Source organism: Ketobacter alkanivorans (genome assembly GCF_002863865.1).
Lineage (GTDB): Bacteria > Pseudomonadota > Gammaproteobacteria > Pseudomonadales > Ketobacteraceae > Ketobacter > Ketobacter alkanivorans.
The window spans coordinates 74682-97883 of sequence record NZ_CP022684.1; the positions used below are offsets into that span (position 1 = coordinate 74682).

The 23202-nt window shown below is 49.0% G+C and carries 23 protein-coding genes; 19 read left to right on the forward strand and 4 right to left on the reverse strand.

Annotated features, from left to right (window positions below):
* Nucleotides 1-4: 4 nt before the first annotated feature.
* The 7 genes from gspL to Kalk_RS00370 all read left to right on the forward strand — a co-directional run bounded on the left by gspL (nt 5) and on the right by Kalk_RS00370 (nt 7429).
* The gene (gene gspL / locus Kalk_RS00340; protein WP_101892328.1) at nt 5-1366 is read left to right on the forward strand and encodes a type II secretion system protein GspL; all 1362 of its coding nucleotides are present in this window, start codon (nt 5-7) and stop codon (nt 1364-1366) included.
* Nucleotides 1363-1875 (forward strand): type II secretion system protein GspM, encoded by a 513-nt coding sequence (gene gspM, locus Kalk_RS00345; RefSeq protein ID WP_101892329.1) that lies wholly within the window; start codon nt 1363-1365, stop codon nt 1873-1875. Before gspL ends, gspM begins: the two co-directional genes overlap by 4 nt.
* Nucleotides 1876-3615, forward strand: a complete 1740-nt coding sequence (locus tag Kalk_RS00350; protein WP_101892330.1) for an ExeA family protein — start codon at nt 1876-1878, stop codon at nt 3613-3615. It abuts the gene before it with no gap.
* Nucleotides 3615-4295 carry a general secretion pathway protein GspB gene (locus Kalk_RS00355; RefSeq protein ID WP_101892331.1) on the forward strand — a complete coding sequence of 227 codons (681 nt, stop codon included), beginning with the start codon at nt 3615-3617 and terminating at the stop codon, nt 4293-4295. The genes Kalk_RS00350 and Kalk_RS00355 overlap by 1 nt, the downstream gene beginning before the upstream one ends.
* 76 nt (nt 4296-4371) lie before the next feature.
* Complete coding sequence (locus Kalk_RS00360; protein ID WP_101892332.1) at nt 4372-4740, forward strand: PilZ domain-containing protein; 369 nt, start codon at nt 4372-4374, stop codon at nt 4738-4740.
* Between the two features lie 67 nt (nt 4741-4807).
* Nucleotides 4808-6094, forward strand: coding sequence for an ABC1 kinase family protein (locus tag Kalk_RS00365; protein WP_101892333.1), 1287 nt, complete (start codon nt 4808-4810; stop codon nt 6092-6094).
* 141 nt (nt 6095-6235) lie between these two features.
* Entirely contained in the window at nt 6236-7429 is a 1194-nt protein-coding gene (locus tag Kalk_RS00370) for an MORN repeat-containing protein (RefSeq protein WP_101892334.1), read from the forward strand.
* A gap of 14 nt (nt 7430-7443) precedes the next feature.
* Here the strand turns inward: Kalk_RS00370 and Kalk_RS00375 are convergent, their stop codons facing one another.
* From Kalk_RS00375 to Kalk_RS00385, 3 genes are read right to left on the reverse strand one after another with little or no spacing between them, the layout of a single operon-like run.
* Entirely contained in the window at nt 7444-8151 is a 708-nt protein-coding gene (locus Kalk_RS00375) for an LrgB family protein (RefSeq protein ID WP_101892335.1), read from the reverse strand.
* On the reverse strand, nt 8148-8498 hold the full coding sequence (locus tag Kalk_RS00380) for a CidA/LrgA family protein (RefSeq protein WP_101892336.1): 351 nt from the start codon (nt 8496-8498) through the stop codon (nt 8148-8150). The genes Kalk_RS00375 and Kalk_RS00380 overlap by 4 nt, the downstream gene beginning before the upstream one ends.
* Nucleotides 8499-8557: 59 nt before the next feature.
* The gene (locus Kalk_RS00385) at nt 8558-9586 is read right to left on the reverse strand and encodes an NAD-dependent epimerase/dehydratase family protein (RefSeq protein WP_101892337.1); all 1029 of its coding nucleotides are present in this window, start codon (nt 9584-9586) and stop codon (nt 8558-8560) included.
* A gap of 269 nt (nt 9587-9855) precedes the next feature.
* On the opposite strand from Kalk_RS00385, the gene Kalk_RS21145 reads away from it, so the two are divergent.
* The 12 genes from Kalk_RS21145 (at nt 9856) to Kalk_RS00445 (ending at nt 22180) form a co-directional block, all read left to right on the forward strand.
* Complete coding sequence (locus tag Kalk_RS21145) at nt 9856-10011, forward strand: hypothetical protein (RefSeq protein ID WP_158643238.1); 156 nt, start codon at nt 9856-9858, stop codon at nt 10009-10011.
* Nucleotides 10012-10157: 146 nt separating this feature from the next.
* Nucleotides 10158-10793, forward strand: coding sequence for an OmpA family protein (locus tag Kalk_RS00390; protein ID WP_101892338.1), 636 nt, complete (start codon nt 10158-10160; stop codon nt 10791-10793).
* 128 nt (nt 10794-10921) lie between these two features.
* On the forward strand, nt 10922-12280 hold the full coding sequence (gene gorA, locus Kalk_RS00395; protein ID WP_101892339.1) for a glutathione-disulfide reductase: 1359 nt from the start codon (nt 10922-10924) through the stop codon (nt 12278-12280).
* A gap of 410 nt (nt 12281-12690) precedes the next feature.
* Complete coding sequence (locus tag Kalk_RS00405; RefSeq protein WP_101892341.1) at nt 12691-13380, forward strand: energy transducer TonB; 690 nt, start codon at nt 12691-12693, stop codon at nt 13378-13380.
* Between the two features lie 24 nt (nt 13381-13404).
* Complete coding sequence (locus Kalk_RS21630; protein WP_101892342.1) at nt 13405-14139, forward strand: MotA/TolQ/ExbB proton channel family protein; 735 nt, start codon at nt 13405-13407, stop codon at nt 14137-14139.
* Nucleotide 14140: 1 nt separating this feature from the next.
* Entirely contained in the window at nt 14141-14557 is a 417-nt protein-coding gene (locus Kalk_RS00415; RefSeq protein WP_101892343.1) for an ExbD/TolR family protein, read from the forward strand.
* A 218-nt stretch (nt 14558-14775) separates the two neighbouring features.
* Nucleotides 14776-15876, forward strand: coding sequence for a polyamine ABC transporter substrate-binding protein (locus Kalk_RS00420; RefSeq protein WP_101892344.1), 1101 nt, complete (start codon nt 14776-14778; stop codon nt 15874-15876).
* 18 nt (nt 15877-15894) lie between these two features.
* Nucleotides 15895-17010: an ABC transporter ATP-binding protein gene (locus Kalk_RS00425; RefSeq protein WP_101892345.1), complete on the forward strand. Its 1116-nt coding sequence runs from the start codon at nt 15895-15897 to the stop codon at nt 17008-17010.
* On the forward strand, nt 17007-17930 hold the full coding sequence (locus Kalk_RS00430; RefSeq protein WP_233716756.1) for an ABC transporter permease subunit: 924 nt from the start codon (nt 17007-17009) through the stop codon (nt 17928-17930). The genes Kalk_RS00425 and Kalk_RS00430 overlap by 4 nt, the downstream gene beginning before the upstream one ends.
* Nucleotides 17927-18730, forward strand: a complete 804-nt coding sequence (locus tag Kalk_RS00435) for an ABC transporter permease subunit (RefSeq protein WP_101892346.1) — start codon at nt 17927-17929, stop codon at nt 18728-18730. Before Kalk_RS00430 ends, Kalk_RS00435 begins: the two co-directional genes overlap by 4 nt.
* Before the next feature lie 253 nt (nt 18731-18983).
* The gene (locus Kalk_RS00440) at nt 18984-21338 is read left to right on the forward strand and encodes an arylsulfatase (RefSeq protein ID WP_101892347.1); all 2355 of its coding nucleotides are present in this window, start codon (nt 18984-18986) and stop codon (nt 21336-21338) included.
* A gap of 338 nt (nt 21339-21676) precedes the next feature.
* Nucleotides 21677-22180 (forward strand): hypothetical protein, encoded by a 504-nt coding sequence (locus Kalk_RS00445; RefSeq protein WP_158643240.1) that lies wholly within the window; start codon nt 21677-21679, stop codon nt 22178-22180.
* A 126-nt stretch (nt 22181-22306) separates the two neighbouring features.
* On the opposite strand, the gene Kalk_RS21570 is transcribed toward Kalk_RS00445, so the two are convergent.
* A complete protein-coding gene (locus Kalk_RS21570) occupies nt 22307-23200 on the reverse strand; it encodes a DUF3604 domain-containing protein (protein ID WP_199767983.1) in 894 nt (297 codons plus the stop codon).
* Nucleotides 23201-23202: the final 2 nt, after the last annotated feature.

Sequence of the window (23202 nt, forward strand, 5' to 3'; positions counted from 1 at the left end):
CCCTGTGACTAGTAAAGTTTTTGTACGCTTTATCAATGAAAATCAATGGGTTGGCTTGTGTGGCAAGCTGGCCGCTGGTGATCCTCTCGAGATCCCTGAGGATCTCTTTGTCGAGTGGTCCAGCGCTGATCTGGATGGTCGGGTGTCTGATTCCCAAATTGTGCCCTTCAATGAATTTGTAGAGCAGCTGAAAAGTCGCTGGGCGCACAGCTATCAATATGGCATCAGCCTGATTGTATCGGGCGCCAACGTGTTCAGTTCTGAAGTCACCATTCCTTCCAAGCAGACCCGTCAGATCGCCCAGGCCCTGCCTTATATGATCGAAGATCAGGTGGCGCAGGATGTGTCCCATTTTCATTTAATAATGGGTGAGCGCAGTGCCGAAGGCCTGGTGCCGGTGGTGGGTATTCCCAAGCAGCTGATTGAAGGCACGCGGGATCTGTTTTCTCAGCATGATTTGCCGCTGGATTCCATTTTACCCGATATGCTGAGTTTGCCTCTCCGTGATGGCGAATGGAGCCTGATGTTTGATGGCAAGCACCTGCTGATTAAGCGTTCTGAACTGGATGGTCTTGCCATTGAGATGGACGCAGCGCCGGTGGTGCTTGCATCGATCATGGAACATTGGCAAAACAAGCCCCAAGTGCTGCGGGTTCTGTTTTGCCTGGAGCATCTTAACGAGAACGTGAACAATTGGATTCGAACCCAGATCTCCGGTCAGGTTGCTGATTCGGAATTCGAAGTTGAGTACGATGAAATCAATTCCAATGATTTCCAGTTGTTGTGCGATCACCTACACAGTCACTTTGGTGCCAAGAAGCCCCGCTTCGATCTGTTGCAAGGTCGTTATGCCAGCTCCGGGCGTCGCGGACCTTCTGGTTTCAATTGGAAGCCGTTAGCCGCCATGGTTGCCCTTTTTGTTGTTTCCTATAGCGTTTTCCTGCACACCCAGGCGTGGAAAATGAACCAGGAAGCCGAACAGTTGGCCGACAGCAGCAAAACCCTCTACAAACAATTGTTTCCGAGGGATAAACGGGTGGTAAATGTTCAGCGCCAAATGGAACAGCATATCAAGGAATACCAAAGCGGTGCCCAAGGGCAGGGCTTTATGGCGTTGTTGGCCCTGGCGGGCGAACAGATTCATGCTTCCAACCGAGCTGATAGCAGCAATATTTCTCCACGCCGGGTAGCCTATGACGATGCCCAGGGCGATCTTAAATTGGATCTGCTGGTGAAGGATTTCAGCCAACTGGAAGAATTCAAGGGCAAATTACAGCAAGCGCAACTGGGCGTGGAAACGGCGTCCGCCACCCAGGACAAAGAAGGCGTTAAAGCACGCTTGAAAATTCGGAGCGAACGCTCATGAGTACAGCATTACAAAACATTCAAAATAGCCTGGATCCGGTGCGTCGTCGTTACGACAGCATGGCACCGTCCGAGCGTATGATCGTTAATGGTATTGGCGTGTTATTGGTTCTGGTGCTGGCGTTCCTGATTCTGATTCTGCCTGCGCAGCGCTCGGTGAGTGAAGCCGAGATGAAGCTGGCAGGGCAGCAGAAATTGATGTCCTGGATGAAAGAAAACGAGCAAACAGCGCGCATGGCTGCAGCGGGTGGAAGCGGGCGCACCAAGTCCGATCAGCCATTGCAAAGTATCGTGACCTCCACCGCACCGGCCCTGGGTTTGACGGTTAAGAGGATTGAACCCGAGTCTGATGACAAGCTACGAGTCTGGCTGGAAAAGGTTTCGTTCGATAAAACCGTGCGCTGGTTACATCAGATCGAATCCCGCTATGGTATTCAGATAGTCAACATCTCCATTGACGCTGACCGCACTGAAGGGTTGGTTACCGCAAAACTGGTATTGCAGAAATAAATGTACGAAAGCTTTTTTCATCTAACGGAAACACCGTTTTCCATCGCACCTAACCCGCATTATCTCTACATGAGTCAGCAGCACAACGAGGCGCTGGCTCATTTGGTTTATGGCGTGGGCAGAGACGGTGGTTTTGTGCTGTTAACCGGCGAAGTGGGCACCGGTAAGACCACGGTGTGTCGTTGTTTTCTGGAGCAAATACCCAAAGATACCGACGTTGCTTTTGTGCTGAACCCCAAATTGCAGGTTGAGGAGTTGCTGGCCACCATCTGCGATGAACTGTCTATACCCTACATAGGCGATAGCATATCGGTTAAAGATTACGTCGACTGCATCAACGGGTTTTTGCTGCGGCAGCATTCCCAGGGTCGGCATACCGTGTTGATTATCGATGAGGCGCAGAACCTAAGCTCTGATGTGCTGGAGCAAATTCGTCTCTTAACGAATTTAGAAACCCACGAAAAGAAGCTGCTGCAGATCATTCTGTTGGGGCAACCCGAACTGCAGGACATGTTTCAGCAGCCCGAACTACGGCAACTGTCGCAGCGGGTCACGGCACGTTTTCATCTAAATGCGTTAGCCGATGAAGAGGTGGGGCCCTATGTATTTCATCGACTTACTGTTGCCGGTGCGGTCGATCCACGTGCGATGTTCCCGGCGGCTACCATAAAACGCCTGTTTCATATTTCAAAGGGCATCCCTCGTATCATTAACCTGGTGTGTGATCGCGCCATGCTGGGCGCATATGCTAAAGAAACGCGGGTAGTCGACACCTCGATACTCAGTAACGCAGCCAAGGAGGTGCTGGGTTACGACGTCTATTCGCCCACCGGGAAGTCACCGTTTTTTAGAAACAAATGGTTGCCAGCCGCTATTGGAGGTGGAGCCGGGGCGTTGATCATGATTATGGTAGGGTTATCCTATCTGTATGGCCTGTCTGGTCGCGATAGCATCGATACAGCGGCTGCCAGCCCAGAGCCCGAGATTCAGACTGTTAGCCCACCCAGCATAGTATCAGAGCCGCCGCCACCGCCGCCTTCATTTAACAGTACCTCAGTTGCCAGCCCGGCAGCCCCTCTTGCTGTAGAGGATGCTTCCGGCATTGAGGCCTTATCCCTGGCTCAAGCATTTCAGCGGGCCAAGCATGTACAGGATGCCGAGGCCTATCAGGATCTGTTCGCTGCCTGGGGTATCAAATATGCCCCTGCCGATAACGGCTCAGCCTGCCGCTATGCTGACGGTCTTGGGCTCAGTTGTTTAAGCAAACTAGGCAGCCTTGGCTCCATCAAACATTATGGTTTGCCGGTGATCATTCGATTGTTTGGTGCCGAGGGTGAAGAGCGCTATGTGGTGATCCGCTATATGGACGATCGCTACGCAGACATGTACCTGGGTGACAGCATCCAGAAAGTGGATCTTAGGGATCTCGACAGCTATTGGCGTGGCCATTTCTCGCTGCTGTGGAAAAAACCACCGTCCTACCATGGGCCGATGCACCCCGGTACTATTGCGCCGCTGTCAAAGTGGTTGGCCTATCATCTGGATGTATGGGAGAACAATCCTACCCCCAGCGCCGGTCGCTCCACCTACGATACCGACCTGGTTGAGCGGGTAAAGGAGTTTCAGCGTTTGGTTGGTGAGTCAGATGATGGCGTGGTGGGTACCGGGACCTTGATTCAGCTGTCGCGTCGGATAGACGATTCCATTCCGGTGCTGAAGGTATCAGGAGGCGATTCCTGATGTCTTACATCCTGGATGCATTGCGAAAATCCGAGCAAGAGCGACAGCGTGGTAAGGTGCCGGATATTCACGGGGCTGCGACCGAAGCGTCCAGCACCCACAAGAAAACCAATCTATGGCCACTGGTGACGGTGATGGTGGTGGTTGCTAACCTGGGGATTCTGTTGTTCTTCGGGCTGAAACTGTCTGATGACAATGCTGTGCAGCCTCAACCCCAGCCCGCCGCAGTGGACATGGCTCCTGCCCATCAACAGCCGGAATCCCAGCAGCCTCCCACCCAAGCCAGTAAGCCTGCACCGGTGGCAGCTTCTAAACCGGCCGTCATTGAGCCAGCTGTTCCAACGCCAAGGGTCGAGCAGCCGGTCGTGATTAACCCGACCCCCGCTGCGGATAACCGTGAGCAGGGGTCGGAATCCTCGATGCCATCCGTCGGCTATCTTCCGCAGCTTGAGGAATTGCCTGCCTACGAGCGTGATGGTATTCCTGATATGACATTCTCATCCCATATGTTTTCCAGTATCCCCAAATACCGCTCCATCATCATCAACGGGAAGCGCCTCAAAGAAGGTCAATTTCTAAACGATGAAATTCAGGTTCGGGAGATAACCGATAGTGGGGTAGTTTTGAGCCGAGGTGCCACCTTATTTGAAGTGGACGTGTTGGGGCGTTGGGCACAATAACGCGTTAAAAATAAGGAAGAAATTCGTATTGTCGACTAGGCTTTAGGTATAGACACGTGCCTCATAAGGGTGTGATATGGAAGCGAATGAGCAAGCCGCCGAAGACAATAAACGCAGTGTGCCCCGGCGGCATCTTATCTATTATTTGCGAGTGTTCGATACCGAAACTAATTCACTTTTGGGAAACCTCGTAGACATCAGTACCAAAGGCATCATGGTGGTATCAGATCAGCAAATTGAATCTGGCAAACGGTATCGTTTGAAGATGGTATTACCCGATACACTGGAAGGCAGCAAAGAGGTCGAATTTGATGCTGAAAGTCGCTGGTGTAGGAACGATGCCAATCAGGATTTTTTTGATACCGGGTTTGAACTGATAGACCCTCACTCAGCTTTTCTTGATGCGGTTGACCGCTTGGTGGAGGATTGTTTATTCAAAGAGTAGCCAAGCCCGCTGCGATCAGAGCGCAGCATTGCCGTAGCACACGACAGGTGATCCTTCCGGAGGTCTGATGGATATGAGTGCTCTGGATGTCATTAAATCCAATCTGAACGTTGCACGAACCCTCATCATTGATGGTCGAGACCGTTATATCGGCGTTACCCGTGCAGCCCTCAATATCGAGCAAATATACCGCAAGTACCGATCTCGCGTTAAAGTCCTTTCCCCAAATGAAGCAGAAACCCTATTACGTCAGGCCCATCGTGAGGCCGCTGAAACGATCTGCCAGTTGTGTTTGGAGAACGGAGCCATTTGGGTCAAGTTCGCCCAGTTTTTAAGTTGCCGCCCTGACTTGCTGCCACAGGAATTCATCATTGCTTTGCAGCGTCTGCAGAATGACGCTACACCGGCAGGTTTCGAAGAAATTCATCCGATTATATTGATGAACTGGGGCCCCGAATGGGATAAACAGTTCATCAGTTTCGATGCATTGCCGGTTGCGACGGCGTCCGTCGCGCAGGTGCATAAAGCTACCCTGCAAAACGGCAAAGATGTAGCGATCAAGTTTCAGCTGCCCATGGCCAAAACCCTTTTTGAACAGGATTCACTGGTATTTACCGCGTTGGCAAAGGGGCTGGCTCCGCTGGTTCGTGAATTTGATATCAAGCAGGTAATTAAGCAGCTGATAAATATGACGCTCGAGGAGCTCGACTTTCGGCGTGAGGCCAATAACCTGAAAACGATTCGTGCCTTAAAGCACCTTCCTGGCATCATAATGCCTGAGCTTTATGAGGAGTTTTGCTCAGAAAAAATCATGGTGACCTCATGGGTGGACGGTGTCAGGCTCAGTGATTATCTGGAAACCAACCCCGACCGCGCCAAGCCGGTGTTACAGCGCTTGCTTGCCAGCTATATCCACCAAATCACGCAGTTAGGTATATACCATGCGGATCCCCACCCAGGTAACTTCCTGATCACCAAAGATGAGCAGATAGCGATTCTGGATTACGGCGCTATCGCGCGTTTAAGTAAAAACCAAAAGCTTTGCTATACCAATCTGCTTATGGGTTTAATGGGTTTTTCGACGGTTAAGTTAGGCGACTTATTTGCGCAGGCAGGCTTCGAATGCGCACGGCCAGAAACCCTGGAGGAGATTTCAGAATACATTGTTGGCGATAATCTTGAGCAATGGTCAATCGCCGATAGGCTCAGTGATTCAATGGATAAACTGCGTAAAAACAAAGTCGTGATGCCGGATTCATTCGTTGCGATGGCTCGGGTAATCATCACCATAGGTGGGTTTATGACACATTATGATGTGGATTTTGACTTTGACCCGTCGTCCATTGCGGCGTGACCTGCAGTAAGTAAACATTCCTTACACAGGTATAACAAAATCGAATTGTGTCCCTCAGGGGCAAACAGTACTATAACCCATATATTAATAACTACATTAAATTACCTGTTTTGTACATTTTGTAGACCCTAGGGGGTTTTGGTGTTTGCTCGCAGTCTTCGTTGTATCGCTATACTGGCATGTTTGTCTGTCGCTCAGGCTTATGGTGCCGTTTCTCAGGTTGTTACCGAAATAGTATTTAAGGAAAACATCGCTGAACTTATGTTGGCCGGTGAGACCTGGAAATACGCCAACGGCGATTCCTATACGGGATATTGGTTGCATAATAAACCTCATGGTAAAGGCACCTACCAGCGTCTTAGCGGTGATGTCTACACAGGCGATTTCAGAAACGGTTACATGCATGGCGTGGGAACCTACAAGTCCAGCAATGGTGATGTCTACAAAGGTGAATTCAGTCAGGGTTTAGCCACGGGTTATGGTGAGCTGCAGTACCAGAACGGCAATCGTTACGTTGGTCAATGGCTGGCAGGAACGCGTCACGGCCAAGGCAAGCTGTTCTATCGCAGCGGTTCAATCTACGACGGCAGTTGGATTAATGATGCCAAAGAAGGGAAGGGGCTCATGACCTACCGTAACGGAGAGCGTTACCTGGGTGATTACAAAAGTAACCTGCTTCATGGTCATGGTATTAAGATTGAAGCAGATGGCAGCAGCTATCGTGGTACCTTTTCCAAAGGCTTAAAACACGGAGTGGGGGAGTGCAGCCTGGAAGGCGGCGTTATTCATGTTTGCCTGTACGATAAGGGGCGTGAAATTCGGGATCCGGCAAAATTGGAGCTGGCCAAGGCCTACTACGAAAAGCATCAGCCAGTATATGAATTTGACGGCGGGATCGCCTATCACATCCAGGATGAATTCACCAAAGCCCGTGCCTACATCAATACCCGGAATGTATGGTGGGAGAAAACCGTCGCGCTGCTGGAAACTCAACTCAGGATCAGAAGCGAAGACGATGATCAGTTCCTGTACCTGATCGTTAACCGATATACTGGCCCTGGCGTTTACCATCTGCGTAAGGGTGAGATACTGGCATCGTCTTTGGACGGCGCAGCGATTGAGCTCCCAGATGACATCGTTGCTCATATCGAGATCAAAACAGACGAACAAGGTGAAATTCATGGGATATTCAATATCCCGGAGCTTGCCCATGAGGAATCCAACAAGCGCTTCAAAATATACGGCGGCCGGTTTGAGGCACAATCTCAACCACCCGAGATCCCCGAACCGAAAGACAGATCAGAGTTTCTGGCGAAAAATCGCGGCGCGGGTTGAGCCGATGGCAGTGGCTAAAGTAGCCACGCCGCAATTATTGGAATCAATACGGCAGTCATAACACCTGTCATGCTCATCGCCAGAGCAGAAAAAGCACCACATTCAGCACTTTCTTCCAGCGCTCTTGCTGTGCCAAGGGCGTGGGAGGTCAGCCCCATTGTAAATCCTTTCACGCCGTCATCCTTTATTCCCATTCGATTCATCAGCGGAATGCCGATCATTGCACCTACTGCTCCGGTCAGTAGAACAAACATGGCGCTGAGCGCAGGGATGCCACCTAGCTGTTCCGTCACGATCATTGCAATGGGTGTAGTAATGGATTTGGTTGGCATAGAGAGCATGGTGGAAAGATTGGCATCCAACATCCAGAGAATTAGTAAAGCCACACCTACGGTGAAAGCACCACCAACCAGCACCGTGCAGATTATGGGTAGCAGCAAGTCTCTAATACGCCGAGCATGCTGGAACAACGGAATCGCCAAAGCCACGGTTGCAGGGCCCAGCATCGCGTGCAACAGATAGGAAGATTCGTAATAGCTTTCGTAAGGCACACGCAACATCAAAACGGTGCTAATTACCGCAGCCATTCCAATCACAACCGGTTGTAATACCGGGTGTCTGTTGCTTCGCGCATACAGTCGCTGACCAAGATAAAACGCAGCCACCGTGATCAGTACGCCAAACAGTGGGAAGTTGATAACGATCGATAAATATTCAGTCATGACTGTCTTTGAAATAAGCGAATAAAAAAGAGAAAGATATGCGGTACCACTAAAATCGAGATCGTCAGACTCCCCAGTAACGCTGCAGCAATGGCAACGCCGTCTTCGATTATAAGATCTCCGTACTGGATGATTCCGGCACTGGCCGGGATCAGAAATAATGGCAGCAGAGGCAGCAGTACATTGGCGACGCCCAGTAGTGACGCAGGAACATGTCCTTTAATTAACAGATACACAAACAACAGAACCAGACCCACGACAGGAGAGGGAATGGGAATGGCCAGGCCAACAACAATAAGATGCCCCAACAATTGGAATAAGATTAGATAGAGAAGACCCACCAGCATAAACACAACACCTGCCGTAATTAACTGCGCTTAGAGTATCACAACTAGGGTCTTACACCTTAGCTTGCTGGGTTTGCTGAGGGTTGCTGGGTTTGCCAGTTCAGTGCTCGTAAAATACCTTCACGGGTGGGGATGCTGGGCATCCAATCTAACTCGTTTGCAGCCCGGTCAGTGCAGAATTGGAACGCGTTACCAAAGGCTTTAACATCGGTGCTGGATAGCACGGGTTTGGATAATATTCCGATTCGAGCCAATGACTGGGTTACTAGAGCAACCAGCATCATGATCGGATAGGGCACGTGAATGTGCTTTATTTGGATGTCGAGGTAGTCGGCGATGATGCCATACAGTGTGAGTGGCGTAATTCCGCTTGTTGGATCCAGTAACAGATAATCACGATTTGATGATTCAGAGGTGTGCAGAACTCTGTCTATTCCCAAGATCAGATCATCAATGTGCACGAAATAGATGTCTGAGGCTCGCGACTTGTGCCAAGTGAAGACGATCCCATCTCGAACCATGTCCATGACTGCCGGAAAAAACTGTCTATCACCTTCACCATAAATCCAGCCAGGGTAGACAATCGAGGCGTTCAGCTGCCCCTTCGCTCGCAGCGCTTTTACGTAATTGGCTGCCAGAATCTTGGTGTCAGCATAGGGTTCATTCCAACTTCGGTAAGGAGATTCTTCGTGAAGTAGCTGATGTTGTTGAGGGATGCCGAATACATCCGATGTGCTGATTAACGTGAAGTGTGGAACACCTTCGGCCACACAGGCATCACAAATGGTCTTAGTGCCCTGCACATTGATGCGGTGAAAGTGATCGTAGGCAGCAACTGAATTGAGTAAGGCAGCCCCATGAATCACTTCTTGGCAGCCCCTCACTGCGCTCAAAACCGAATCGTAATCACAGATGTCTGATTCGAATAATTCGTACGATCCGGCTTGCCCGAACTCCGTAAGTAGCTGTTCCTTGAGTGCGTGATTCGGCAGATCGAAAAGCCGCACTTTCCAACCCGCTTTAAGGTAGTAAAGCACCAGACGACTGCCGAGAAATCCAAATGAGCCAGTTATAAGAATTTGTTTCATTTATTGACGGAAATTAGATAATAATGCGTACGATAGTACCACTATTGTGCCCCCGTGACGGAGCTTCCAAAAAAACTGTGATATAAATCACATTTGATATGCGCGAATGCTATTACACATATTACAAATAAGTCTAAGAAAACAACGTATTGGCATACAACAAGTTTAACGGCTGTCTATACTAGTTATTGATTATGCTAGGCTTTGTTCTGACCAATGTCAGCCTAAGCCGATTACCTAACGAGGACCATCTTTCAGGAGTGGCAGTTATGGATCCGAAATCAAAAGTGATCTACAACAAAATTGAACATTATCTTGAGGAACGCAAAGGGCGTGATCGTCGTAAGGACGAAACCCCTGAAGAGGCCAAAGCCAACGCTGAGCGGCGTACAGGTGAAGATCGCCGTGACGAGGTCTCCCATTAGAAAGCCTTCCACAAAATAATCAGTTCCACCCAATCAAGGCGAAGCGTTTCACACTTCGCCTTCTTTCGTTTTACCTGTTCAGTTTTGATTCAGTTAGAATGCCCCATGCTGTTTTGGCATACAATTCAAATTTTCAGGAGCATTAAATGAAGAAAACTCTGGTCTGTGCCTCGGTTTTGATGTCTCTCGGCCTTGGCGGTTGCGCTATAGACCCCTATACCGGCGAGCAGAAAGTAAGCAACACCGCAATCGGTGCAGCAGCGGGAGCTGTCGTTGGCGCGGCGGTTTCCAGCAAAAAAGACCGTGCAAAAGGTGCGGCTATTGGTGCTGCTGTAGGCGGTGGCGCTGGATATTATTTTGACTATCAGGAAAAGTTGCTACGTCAGAAACTGGAAAGTACCGGTGTCAGTGTGAGCCGCCTCGAGAATGGTGGGATCAAACTGAACATGCCGGGCAATATTAGTTTTGCCTCCAGTCAGCATGACCTGCTACCCTCGTTCAATGATGTCCTGGACAGCGTGGCACTGGTGCTTAAAGAATACAGCAAAAGCACCATTCAGGTGACCGGTCACACCGACAGCACCGGCAGTTTCGAATTTAACCAAGGTTTGTCAGAGCGGCGGGCCGCTAGCGTTAGGGATTACCTGATCGGTCAAGGGGTGGCTGCAAACCGCCTGCATTCCAACGGCTTTGGGCCTCGCTATCCAATCGCGACTAATGATACCTCTGCCGGGCGTGCTGCCAACCGCCGTGTGGAAATCGAGATCCTGAATCAGATTTAAATCGAATCTAGCGGTGTTAGATCGAAAAGGGAGCCTATAGGCTCCCTTTTCGGTTGGGGTAGTAACAATTTTGATTACGATGAATCTATGAAATAGTATGTGGGCATTGGTTTGTTGGGAGCGTTGAAGTGGATAAGTTCGATTATGACCTTTTTGTAATAGGCGCAGGCTCTGGTGGGGTACGTTGCGCCAGGATGTCTGCTTCTATGGGCGGCCGGGTCGCAATCGCAGAAGAACGCTATTTTGGTGGCACCTGCGTGAATGTTGGATGTGTGCCAAAGAAACTGTATGTTTATGGTTCTCACATTAATGAAGAGTTGGCGCTTGCTCAAAGTTATGGGTGGAACGTAGAGGCCTCGGGCTTTGACTGGACTGTATTGCGTGATAACAAAGTTAAGGAAATCCAACGGCTCAACGGGATCTATGATCGATTACTGGTTAACGCCGGTGTCGAAGTATTCAATGGTCGAGCCGTTATACAAGGCCCTAATCAAGTATGTGTGAACGGCAAGGTTGTCTCGGCGCGATACATATTGATAGCAACGGGAGGGTGGCCATTCCTGCCAGAAATTCCCGGAGTAGAACACGCAATCACATCGAATGAATTTTTTGACTTGCCCGAGTTGCCAGAAAAGGCATTAATCGTGGGTGGCGGTTATATAGCAATAGAATTTGCCTGCATACTGCATAACCTGGGTGTCGATGTTACGCTTAGCTACCGTAAGGAACTTTTCTTGCGTGGTTTCGATGATGATGTAAGAGAGCACTTGAGAGATGAGTTGCTCAGAAAAGGTATTAAAATTCGCTTTAAGCATGATGTTACAGCAATCGCAAAATGCGGCGATAGCCAGTTCAGGGTCAACGATGCATCAGGCAACAGCGAGCAGTTCAACCTGGTCGTCTATGCTACTGGTCGTAGGCCAAAAATCGATGGGTTAGGCCTTGAAAATACCTCGGTATCCATTGCAGAAAATGGCGCGGTGATCGTCGATGATCATTATTGCACGTCTGAGCCAAGCATATACGCAGTAGGTGATGTGATTGATAGAGTTCAGCTGACGCCGGTTGCCCTGGCTGAGGGAATGTACGTTGCCAATACGTTGTTTGCAGACGGTGGCAAGCCTGTAGGGTATGATGCGATACCAACAGCCGTGTTCACGCAGCCTCCTATTGGTACAGTTGGGCTTACAGAACAACAAGCCAAAGATGCCGGCCACGATATCGATGTTTATCGTTCAGTTTTTTCCCCGATGAAGTACAGTTTTTCCCCCCATAAAGAACGCGCGTTGATGAAATTGATTGTTGATAAGAAAACGGATCGGGTATTAGGTGCTCACATGGTAGGGCCTGATGCAGGAGAGATTATACAAGGTATCGGAATTGCAGTTTCCATGGGGGCAACGAAAGCGCAATTCGATCAAACCATTGGTATTCACCCCACAAGTGCTGAAGAGTTTGTCACAATGAGAACGCCAGTAAACCACTAAGCAAATTGAAAGAGAATGTAGATGGATAGTAAGGAATTTACGCTTAAACGGATTGGCATCTATGCCGGGAAAGAAATCGACCCTGATTCAAATGTGCAAGTACAGGAGCTGTTACGCAGTAAATTTAACATACATCTCCCCCAGAGAAAGTCGTTCGATGAATCTTTGGCGTCGACCATAAGCGATCATGAAATCATTTCTTTGATACTTAAGTACCGTGGAATGAAATAGGCGATCAACATGGAGTTGCTGCAGTTCTGCAGGCCAGCGCAACCCCCCTACATTGTTTTGAAAGATACTTGTGAGTAAAATTGGGACACAGTAACGGTTATAAACTCCACCTGACGCTATAGCGTTCACGGATAGCACTTGTATATCTTTTATCATCACAACAGATCGAGCGCACAGTGATGCAATGGCAGCGTCAATTGACGGTTGTTGTGGGCGTCCTGTTGGCCCATGCGGGCGTGCTGGTTTTAGTGTTAAGCCCACATCAGCCTCAGTTGTCACGGGTAGAGCCTCCTCGTATCAGTGGTGTGTTCATTCAGGCACCTCCTGCAGAATTGGTACAAAAGCCATCGTCGAAGCAGCCATCGTCGCAACCAGTTAAGCAACCAACGCCAATATCCAAGCCGAAAACTGATCCAATTCTGCGCCCTAAACCGGATGCGCGGCCTGCTCCAGTTGTAACCGAAATCGATAATCCTACGCCGGATGCTGCCGAACCTGATATTGTTGAGCCTGTATCGCAGCCGCCGGAGCCTTCGCCTGTGCAGGTGGAATCTGAACATGATGAAAGCCTGGGTGCTCCGATCACACCGCCAAGGATTGATGCCTATCATCACAGCAATGCAGATCCAGCTTACCCTTCATCATCCCGGCGCAGGGGGGAGGAGGGAGCGGTTATTCTGGAGTTGGTGGTGTTGGCCGATGGCACTGTCGGTGACATAAAAGTCAAGGTGTCCAGTGGCCATCCTCGATTGGATCGTTCTGCCTTAAAGGCTGTTAAAACCTGGCGCTACACCCCTGCCCAACAAGACGGTAAACCTGTAGATTACCGTTATTTGCAGCCAATCACATTCAGTCTGCATGAACGTTAAACGTGCAGGCATAAAAGGAGTCTTATGGATACCAACGCATATGGTATAGAACATCTCTGGAGCCAGGCCGATTTGGTTATCAGAACGGTGGCCATATTACTGCTGGCCATGTCGGTTGCATCGTGGACTATCATCGTGCAGCGTGCGCTGCATCTGTTTTCTCTGCGGGGCAGTACACGCGCCACGCAGGAATTTTGGCATGCCCACAGTATTGCCGAGGGGATTCAAATTCTGGCCCGAGATGGTCGAAGCAACCCTTTTCGTCATCTTGCCGAAGTTGGGCAGGCCGCGGCGGATCACCATGACACCCATGAGGACGACCTTCATGGCAAGCTGCCGATGGCTGAATGGTTGACCTCCTGCATGCGAGGTTCCATTGATGAAAGCGCAGAGAGTCTGCAGAGAGGCCTTTCCATACTGGCATCAGTAGGATCTACCGCCCCTTTCGTAGGCTTGTTCGGCACAGTATGGGGGATCTATCACGCCCTGGTTAGTATTGGTGTTTCGGGGCAGGCCAGCATCGATAAGGTTGCCGGTCCCGTGGGTGAATCCCTCATTATGACCGCGTTCGGGTTGGCTGTGGCGATCCCGGCGGTATTGGGTTATAACGCGCTCACCCGTCACAATAAGCAGGTGCTGGGTAAGCTGAATCGCTTTGCCCACCAACTTCATGCGTACTTTCTCACCGGTGCACCACTCAAACGTAACGATGACTCGCCCAGGCTGCGTGCGCTGAAACCCGCCAAGGGAGATAAGTAGCATGGCTTTTGGTGGAGGGTTGGACGACGATGATGAGGTAATGAGTGAAATCAATATGACCCCGTTAGTGGATGTCATGTTGGTATTATTGATCATCTTTATTTTAACGGTGCCGGTGTTGACTCACACGGTAAACATTGATTTACCCCAGGCAAACAACGCCCCGAACGACGTTACCCCCCAAACCATAGCGCTAACCGTCACGGCGGACGCCGCCATCCACTGGAATGATGAGGTAATCAGTGGGGAGGTGCTGGCCAACCGCCTGCAGTCCGTCGCTGCTGTTCGGCCGCAACCTGAAATCCAACTGCGGGGGGATAAGGCGGTAGCATACCAGCATGTCATTGCGGTGATGGCGGCGGCGCAACAGGCAGGGATCGAAAAACTGGGCTTTGTGACCGAACCGATCCCTCAATAGATGAATTTCTACCAAAACAATCATCAAGACGTTTAAAATTGGTAGGATTTGACTAGGTTTTGCGCGAAAATATGTCGCTCTGCTAACACATAAAGCGCTCAAAACGTTCCCATGTTTGCGCATTACCTATGACACTTTATGTGAGGGGCAGCGTAGTTATGATCAATCAATGATCGTTTCTTCCTGTAACGATCCAATACTTTTTGGAGAAGCCTCCCATGAAATTAGCCAGTTTGTGGCGTTACCCAGTGTCTGTTTTTGGACTTCTTTCGATTAGCCTCGGTGCCCACGCTGAGACGCTTCATATATACAACTGGTCAGATTACATAGCCGAAGATACCGTAGCCAACTTTCAGGAACAGTCTAAAGTCAAAGTCAGTTATGACGTTTACGACTCTAACGAAGTGCTCGAAGCTAAATTGCTAGCGGGTAAGAGCGGCTATGATTTGATTTTTCCAACTGCGCGCCCATTTGCCGATCGCCATATCAAGGCCAAGCTGTACCGGCCTCTGGATACCAGCAAGCTCAGTAACTATGCCAATGTCGACCCAGTGATTTTAAAATCATTGGCCGATATAGATCCCGGTAATGCGCATTTGGTGCCTTACATGTGGGGTACCACAGGCATTGGATACAACGTCAAAAAAGTCAAAGCCATCCTGGGCGATGAAATGCCGCTGGACACCTGGCGTCTGGTTTTCGATCCCGAAATTGTCGCCAAGCTCAGCGCATGCGGGGTGGCGTTAATGGATGACCCGACTGAAGTTTTCGTCGCCGCCAGAGCATACCTGGGGAAAAACACAGAGGACTTTAGCTCCCCTGCGATTGACGAAGCCGCTGCAGTGATAAGTAAAGTGCGATCTGGTATCCGTTATTTCCACAGCTCACAGTATATTAACGATCTGGCCAATGGCGACATCTGTGTTGCGCATGGCTATTCCGGTGATGTACTGCAGGCTCGTGACCGTGCTGCTGAAGCCAAGAACGGGGTAGAGATTGCCTATGCGGTACCAGCCGAAGGCGCCGTGGTATGGACGGATGTGATGGCTATCCCGGCGGATGCTCCCAATCCAGAAGCTGCCCACAAATTTATCAACTACTTACTGAATCCTGACGTTATCGCCAATATCACCAACTACGTCGCGTACGCTAATGCCAATATAAAAGCCACGGATTTGATTGATGAAGAAATTCGTAATGATCCCGGTATTTATCCACCATCCACCACGCGTGAACATTTACTGGTGTTAAAGACCCCTAGCGACAAACAGGTTCGGGTTATGAATCGCACCTGGACACGGGTTAAAACCGGGATCTGATGTAGGGTTTTATTACTAATGGTTGAGCAATCCACCGTCGACACGGCAGATGATTTCATCGTCAAGCTCGAAGACATCAATAAGCACTTTGATGGCGTGTATGCATGCGATGACATCAGCTTGAATATCCAGCGAGGTGAGTTTTTTTCCTTGTTAGGCCCCTCAGGCTGCGGAAAAACCACCTTGCTGCGTATTCTTGCCGGTTTTGAGGCGCCCAATAAAGGGCGCGTCATCATAGATGGGATTGATATGACATCCGTTCCGGCCTACCTACGGCCTGTGAACATGATGTTTCAATCCTATGCCCTGTTTCCCCATATGAACGTAGAACAAAATATTGCATTCGGTTTGAAGCAGGAGCCGATGCCGAAGGCACAACGCAATGACCGTGTTCGCGAGATGATGGCGCTGGTACAACTAGAAAAGCACGCCAAGCGTAAACCTCATCAATTATCGGGTGGGCAGCGTCAACGGGTCGCCTTGGCTCGGGCATTGGCAAAACAGCCCAAGCTGTTATTGCTGGATGAACCGTTAGGGGCGTTGGACAAGAAATTGCGAGAACAAACCCAGTTTGAGTTGGTAAATCTGCAAGCCAGGCTGGGTATCACTTTTGTGGTTGTTACTCATGACCAGGAAGAAGCGATGACCATGTCCAGCCGAATTGCTTTAATGAATAATGGGCGTATCGAACAACTCGATTCACCGCGACGCCTGTATGAGTTTCCCGCTACCCGCTACGCGGCTGATTTTATCGGCTTGGTTAATTTGTTCGAAGGTCACGTTGTTTCACATGAGAATGACACGGCGCTGATTGACTGCGAGCAAGCAGGTACACTGCTTCGTGTTCATCACAGCCAGCCTTTGGCGGCAAACATGCCAGTCACCGTTGCCATGCGTCCCGAGAAAATACGCCTGCACAATCAGTACGACGGCCAACCGAACCAAGTGCGGGCGGTTATTAAGGAGATCGCCTATCTTGGTGATATATCCATATACCATGCTGAATTGGAAAGTGGCAGGCGAGTGAAGTTTACCTTGCCGAATGTTCAGGCGTTGGCCGAACAACCATTAACTTGGGAGCAAACCGTTGTGCTCGGTTGGAATGCCGACAGTTGTAATGTGCTTACACAATGAGTAAGTTGTTAAGTTATATCGGTATGGATGGGCTGAATAGCCGATCCCGACATTTGATCGTTGCTGTTCCCTGGTTCTGGTTGGTCATATTTTTTATATTGCCATTCCTGTTTCTACTTAAGATCAGCCTATCTGAGTCGCAACTGGCCCAACCTCCATACCTTGATATGATACGAGGTGATGGCGAGGGCCTACTTACTATATTTATTAACGGCGCAAACTATTTGTTGCTGTTACAGGATTCATTGTACGTAAGCGCATTATTAGGGTCACTAAAGGTTGCCGTAATATCCACAGCACTGTGTCTGATAATTGGATACCCCATGGCCTACGCAATTGCCAGGGCCCCGGAAAGTCGACGCATGCCGTTGCTTATGTTGATTGTTTTGCCGTTTTGGACTTCATTTCTAATCCGTGTGTACGCATGGATAGGTATCTTGAAAAACAATGGACTGCTAAACAATCTATTGCTGTGGTTAGGCCTGATTGATGAGCCTATTGATATTTTGTACACGCCGATTGCTGTGTACATCGGTGTCGTATACAGCTACTTGCCGTTCTTGATTCTGCCGCTATATGCCACCTTGGTTAAACTGGATAACACATTATTGGAGGCAGCAGCAGACTTAGGCTGCCGACCATTCAAGCAATTCATAACGGTTACTCTACCTTTATCTATGCCGGGCGTCATCGCTGGTTCTATGTTGGTATTTATACCTGTGGTTGGCGAGTTTGTTATTCCTGATCTATTGGGTGGGCCGAATAGTCTGATGATCGGCAAACTGCTTTGGACTGAATTTTTCAGTAACAAGGATTGGCCGATGGCATCTGCGCTGGCCTGCGTGTTACTGGTGGCGCTAGTCGTGCCGTTTGTATTGTTGCGCCACTATGAACGAAGAGCAAGCGAGGAGGGTGGATGAAGATTCGATTCCCTTGGCTTGTTACGGTTCTACTATTAGGTTATGCCTTTCTGTATATTCCAATAGTAAGCCTGATCGTTTATTCGTTTAACGAAAGCCGACTGGTTACCGTATGGAGTCGCTTTTCTACTAAGTGGTATGCAGAGCTTTTGCACAACGACCCGTTGTTGAGCGCAGCATGGTTGAGCATTAAGATTGCATCGATTAACGCCACTTTGGCGGTGATTCTTGGCACATTGGCGGCACTAGCCTTGGTGAGATTTGGCAAACTAAGAGGTAGTCGTAGCCTGGGTGTTATGATCACGGCGCCTTTGGTTATGCCAGAAGTCATGACAGGCCTATCACTGCTGTTGCTATTTATTGCTTTAGAGGGTGTGTTTGGGTGGCCCTCAGGCAGAGGGCTTACTACCATTGTTCTTGCTCATACCACTTTTTCTATGGCCTATGTCGCGGTCATCGTGCAAAGCCGCCTGGGTAGTATGGATAGATCACTGGAAGAGGCAGCCATGGATCTCGGCGCAACGCCGGTGAGGGTATTCTTCTATATTACCTTGCCAATTATTTCCCCAGCCTTAATCGCGGGCTGGTTACTTGCATTTACGCTGTCCATGGATGATTTAGTGATTGCAAACTTCGTTTCGGGCCCTGGAGCTACCACATTACCTATGATGGTGTATTCCAGTGTAAGATTAGGGGTAAGCCCTCAAATCAATGCACTGGCGGCTATTATCGTTGTAGTTGTGAGTATCGCAGTGCTGATTGCCGCAGTTATTCTGCAAAGGCAGGCGAAAAATCGTTAGATTGAAATCGTAGTGATCGGCATTGCAAGTTCGGTGTTACGTATTGTGGTTACCGCTGTAGTGCCATTAGCCTGATATGGACGTAATTTTTAACAAAATATGATCGATTAGGTTTTACTGTATTATTGTTAAGAACATACTTTAGTGTCGCCTGTAGGCTAGCTGAATGTGATTTCTTTGGTAACTTCTATTTCGAATCGTAGTACAGTGTGATTCGTATCCCTAAATGACTGTTAATGGAGCTACAACTTTTATGGACCGGCTTAAGAAAATAATCATTTGCAGCATGTTGCCAGCGTTATGTTTTATACCAACGGCTTTTGCAGTAACAAACAAAGCGCTGGATCGTACGATTCTACCGATCCAATTGCCAGAGCGGCCAGTATATAACGAGCTGGATGCTCGTAATGTCAAAGCGCCTGAACCGGTAGAAATAGGTGCGCCGGAGGGAGCACCTAATATCGTGATTGTATTGATCGATGATTTGGGGTTTGGTGCAACCAGTACGTTTGGCGGGCCTATTCCAACACCGACTTTGGATGAATTGGCCGAAAATGGCCTTCGTTATAACAACTTTCATACTACTGCATTGTGCTCACCAACGCGTGCCGCCCTAAAGGCAGGCCGTAACCATCATACGGTTAATATGGGTTTTATTACCGAGATGGCAACGTCCTTCCCTGGTGCTACTGGCCAAATCCCCAATACCACCGCTCCACTTGCAGAAACATTGCGCTTAAATGGTTACAGCACAGCCGCATTCGGTAAATGGCATGAAACTGCCGCGTGGGAGGCAAGTATGGCCGGGCCGTTTGATCGCTGGCCTCATCACCAGGGTTTTGACAAATTCTATGGTTTTATTGGTGGCGAAACCAATCAATGGGCTCCGTATATTTACGATGGTGTAACCCCGGTCGAGTTGCCGCAGGATCCGAATTATCATTTTATGAATGATATGACTGTTCAAGCGTCTACCTGGGTGAAGTTTCAACATGCTTTAGATCCCAAAAAGCCATTCTTTATTTATTTTGCGCCCGGTGCTACTCATGCCCCTCATCACGTTCCGCAAGATTGGATCGATAAATGGAAAGGTAAATTCTCAAAAGGTTGGGATGTTATTCGTGAAGAAACCCTATCCCGCCAGATCGAGCAGGGTATTGTACCCAAGGGCACGCCATTAGCAGAAAAACCTGAAGCTATTAAAGACTGGGCTAGTTTAAGCAAAGATGAACAGCGCCTATTTGAACGTCAGGCTGAAGTCTTTGCTGCATACGTTGATTATACCGACCACCATGTTGGAGAATTACTTAATGCTATTGAAGAAACTGGGAAACTAGATAACACCTTGGTGTTCTATATTGCCGGTGACAATGGCACTAGCGGTGAGGGTGGTGAGAACGGCATGTTCAACGAGTACACCTACTTCAACGGTGTGCATGAAAAAGTCGAAGATATGCTCAAACTTATCGATAAATGGGGCGGCCCCGAGACGTATCCGCATATGGCAGCAGGGTGGTCTGTGAGTTTCAATTCGCCTTTCGGCTGGATGAAACAGGTTGCATCTGACCCAGGCGGTACCCGCAATGGTATGGTGGTGCACTGGCCTAAAGGTATAAAAGCTAAGAATGAAATTCGCAGTCAATTTGGTCATGTCATCGATATCGCACCAACGATACTTGAAGCCAGCGGGCTACCCGAGCCTAAAGTTGTCAACAGTACGCCGCAAATTCCGATGGAAGGCACCAGCTTGGCGTATTCATTTGATGATCAAGGTGCCCAGGAGCGTCATACCACTCAGTACTTTGAAATTTCCGGCAACAGAGCCATTTATCACAAGGGCTGGTACGCGCGAACAATTCATCGCGCACCTTGGGAGGCAAAACCCCGGCATAAATTAGGTGAGGATAATTGGGAGCTGTATAAGATTGATGAAGACTTCAGCTTGGTTAATGATCTTGCAAGTAAGGAACCTAAAAAACTCGAGCAGATGAAAGCATTATTCATGGCTGAGGCCAAAAAATATCATGTATTGCCTATTGATGATCGCTTGTTTGAACGTATGGATGGTGCTTCTGTGGGGCGTCCTAATCTAATGGAGGGACGTTCATCTATCAGCTTGTCAGATGGGATGAGTGGCATGCTCGAAGGTGTGTTTATTAACGTGAAAAACAGAAGCAAGGCGATAACCGCTGAGCTTGAAATCCCCGAAACCGGGGCCAACGGCACTGTGATTGTGCAAGGTGGCCGTTTCGGTGGTTGGTCTTTGTATGTTAAAAATGGTGTGCCAGCTTATACATATAACTTTTTAGGTTTGCAAAGCACCACGATTTCAGCAAAAGAGAAATTGCCTGCGGGTACAGCCAAGGTTCGTTACGAGTTTGACTACGATGGTGGGGGCCAAGGAAAAGGCGGCTTGGGAAAACTATTTGTCAATGGCAAGCAAGTAGCTTCTGGACGTATTGATCATACTCAGGCAGGGATTTTCTCGGCAGATGAGACTGCGGACGTCGGCATTGATTTGGGTACTGCGGTTGTACCAAGCATTGGTGCCGAGCGTGCCTCAGATTTTTCTGGGTATGTTAAAAATGTAACGGTTGAAGTGAGATAGTTCTAAACCGGTCGTTCGACGGTGGTCTAATGAACTTTACATAAAAGCAGATGAAGCTTGGCGGCAGGAAGCCGAGCTTCATCGCGTTTATGCGCATTATGAACGTTCCATTTTTTAGGCTTAATTAACCCGTTGATGTGACGGGCTTCTTATAGGTGTCCACTTGGTGCTCCCATGAGCTGTCTATTGGGGTAAGTTAGAAATGCCACTCCAGTAGCTGATTGATCGGGCTTAGTGCACCTGAATGTCTGTGTTGAATTAAAATCTCATCAATGGATCAATGGATTAATTGATTACATCTAGCCCCTAATCTCATAAACTTGAGGCCCGAAATAACGATGCTGCGTAATGTTTACTTATGGGTGTGGCGTGAATTCAGAGAAATGCTTCCTGCGTTGGCTTTCTTTATGATGACATTTCACATGATTGCCATAACCAAAAGCATTGTCCTCAGTACTGCCAACGTATCTGCAGTTGATGCCTCCATGGCCAGCGTAGCCGCTTTGCTGGTAGCCAAAGCCATCCTGATTGTTGATAAGCTTGCCATAGCGGACTTGTTTAATAGTGTCGCATGGCGAAATGTTGTCTGGCGTACATTACTTTTTTACCTAGTCACTATCCTGTTTCATCTCTTGGAGAGGGCATCGAGCTACTATTTGAGACCCGGCCCCCAGGTATTCGACATAGGTGAGATATTAGAGTGGATTTCGTGGCCATATTTTCTGGTGATGCAAATGTGGCTGCTCGTGCTTGTGCTTATGTTTACTTTGTTACGTGAAATCATCCAGCTCGTTGGGCATGATCAACTGGTTAGGCTGTTAACTCAAAAGCGGCAAGGATAGATTTAGAATACGTGCGCTGGGCGGACACAGAGTGTTATGACAATAAACTCAATGGTATCAACCTGTCCGTTTCCTGGTTTATGTAGATGTGAGGGTCTGCTGAGAACTCAGACCCTCACAGACAGACTATGGCGTATACCAGATTGCTGAGGTATAGGCCCGTTCCTGAATTGTTAAACGCGTACCTTCAGGGGCTGTTACACCAAATCGTTTTTGATCGTATGCAGTCCATCGAGGCGTTGGTATCTCAATGACACGTGCGTAGTAGAAAGCCCGCTCCTTTGGATTGAAATCGGGATCTTTCCAAACCTTAATGAGCTCTGTGGCGCCAATGGTGTTGGTCCAGGTTGCATTTTCGATATCCACAGTACTGCCCACAGCGGGGATTTTACCTTCACTGTTCGGCTTGCGATCATCGCTCCAGACCACGTCGTAGACCTTTTCCTTCAGGTTACCTTTTTGATCTAACCATCCCTTGATAATCTGGATCCGGTCCAGGTTGGCACCGATAGGATCACGCAAGGCGGCTACCAGGAACGTGGGGGCGGTTCCTTCCGGTGCAGATTGTATATCCCCACCCATGGGGACTCCCTTCATGTAGCCCGTGTCTGCCGGATTTCGGGTATTCGCGTCGGCATCGTCAAATTCCCAGCCGCCAAAGAAGCGCACAATCATTCTGGTGCCGGTGGTTGCATAGGTCTCTTTTCGCTCCATGGCATCCCAAATGGATTCGCGGGTGTTTTCTTCCGCCCATACTGCGGCGTATCCAGACGAGCCCACTTCCCAATCATGAATGGTGATGCCAGTTTTCTTGTTGTTCATGAACACCGCGCTAATGCGCTCAGGGCTGGGCTCCTGTGGTGTGGTCTTGCCAAAGAAATTTTCTTCCTCCAGTGCGGCAAGGCCGGTATGGGCGTCGCTACTACCCACCAAACCAAACTTATAGGGGTTTGTGCCCAGCTTGTCCTCGAGTTTCAGTCCAGACTTGTAAGCGCTTCGCGCGTATTCACCAGCCAACATGT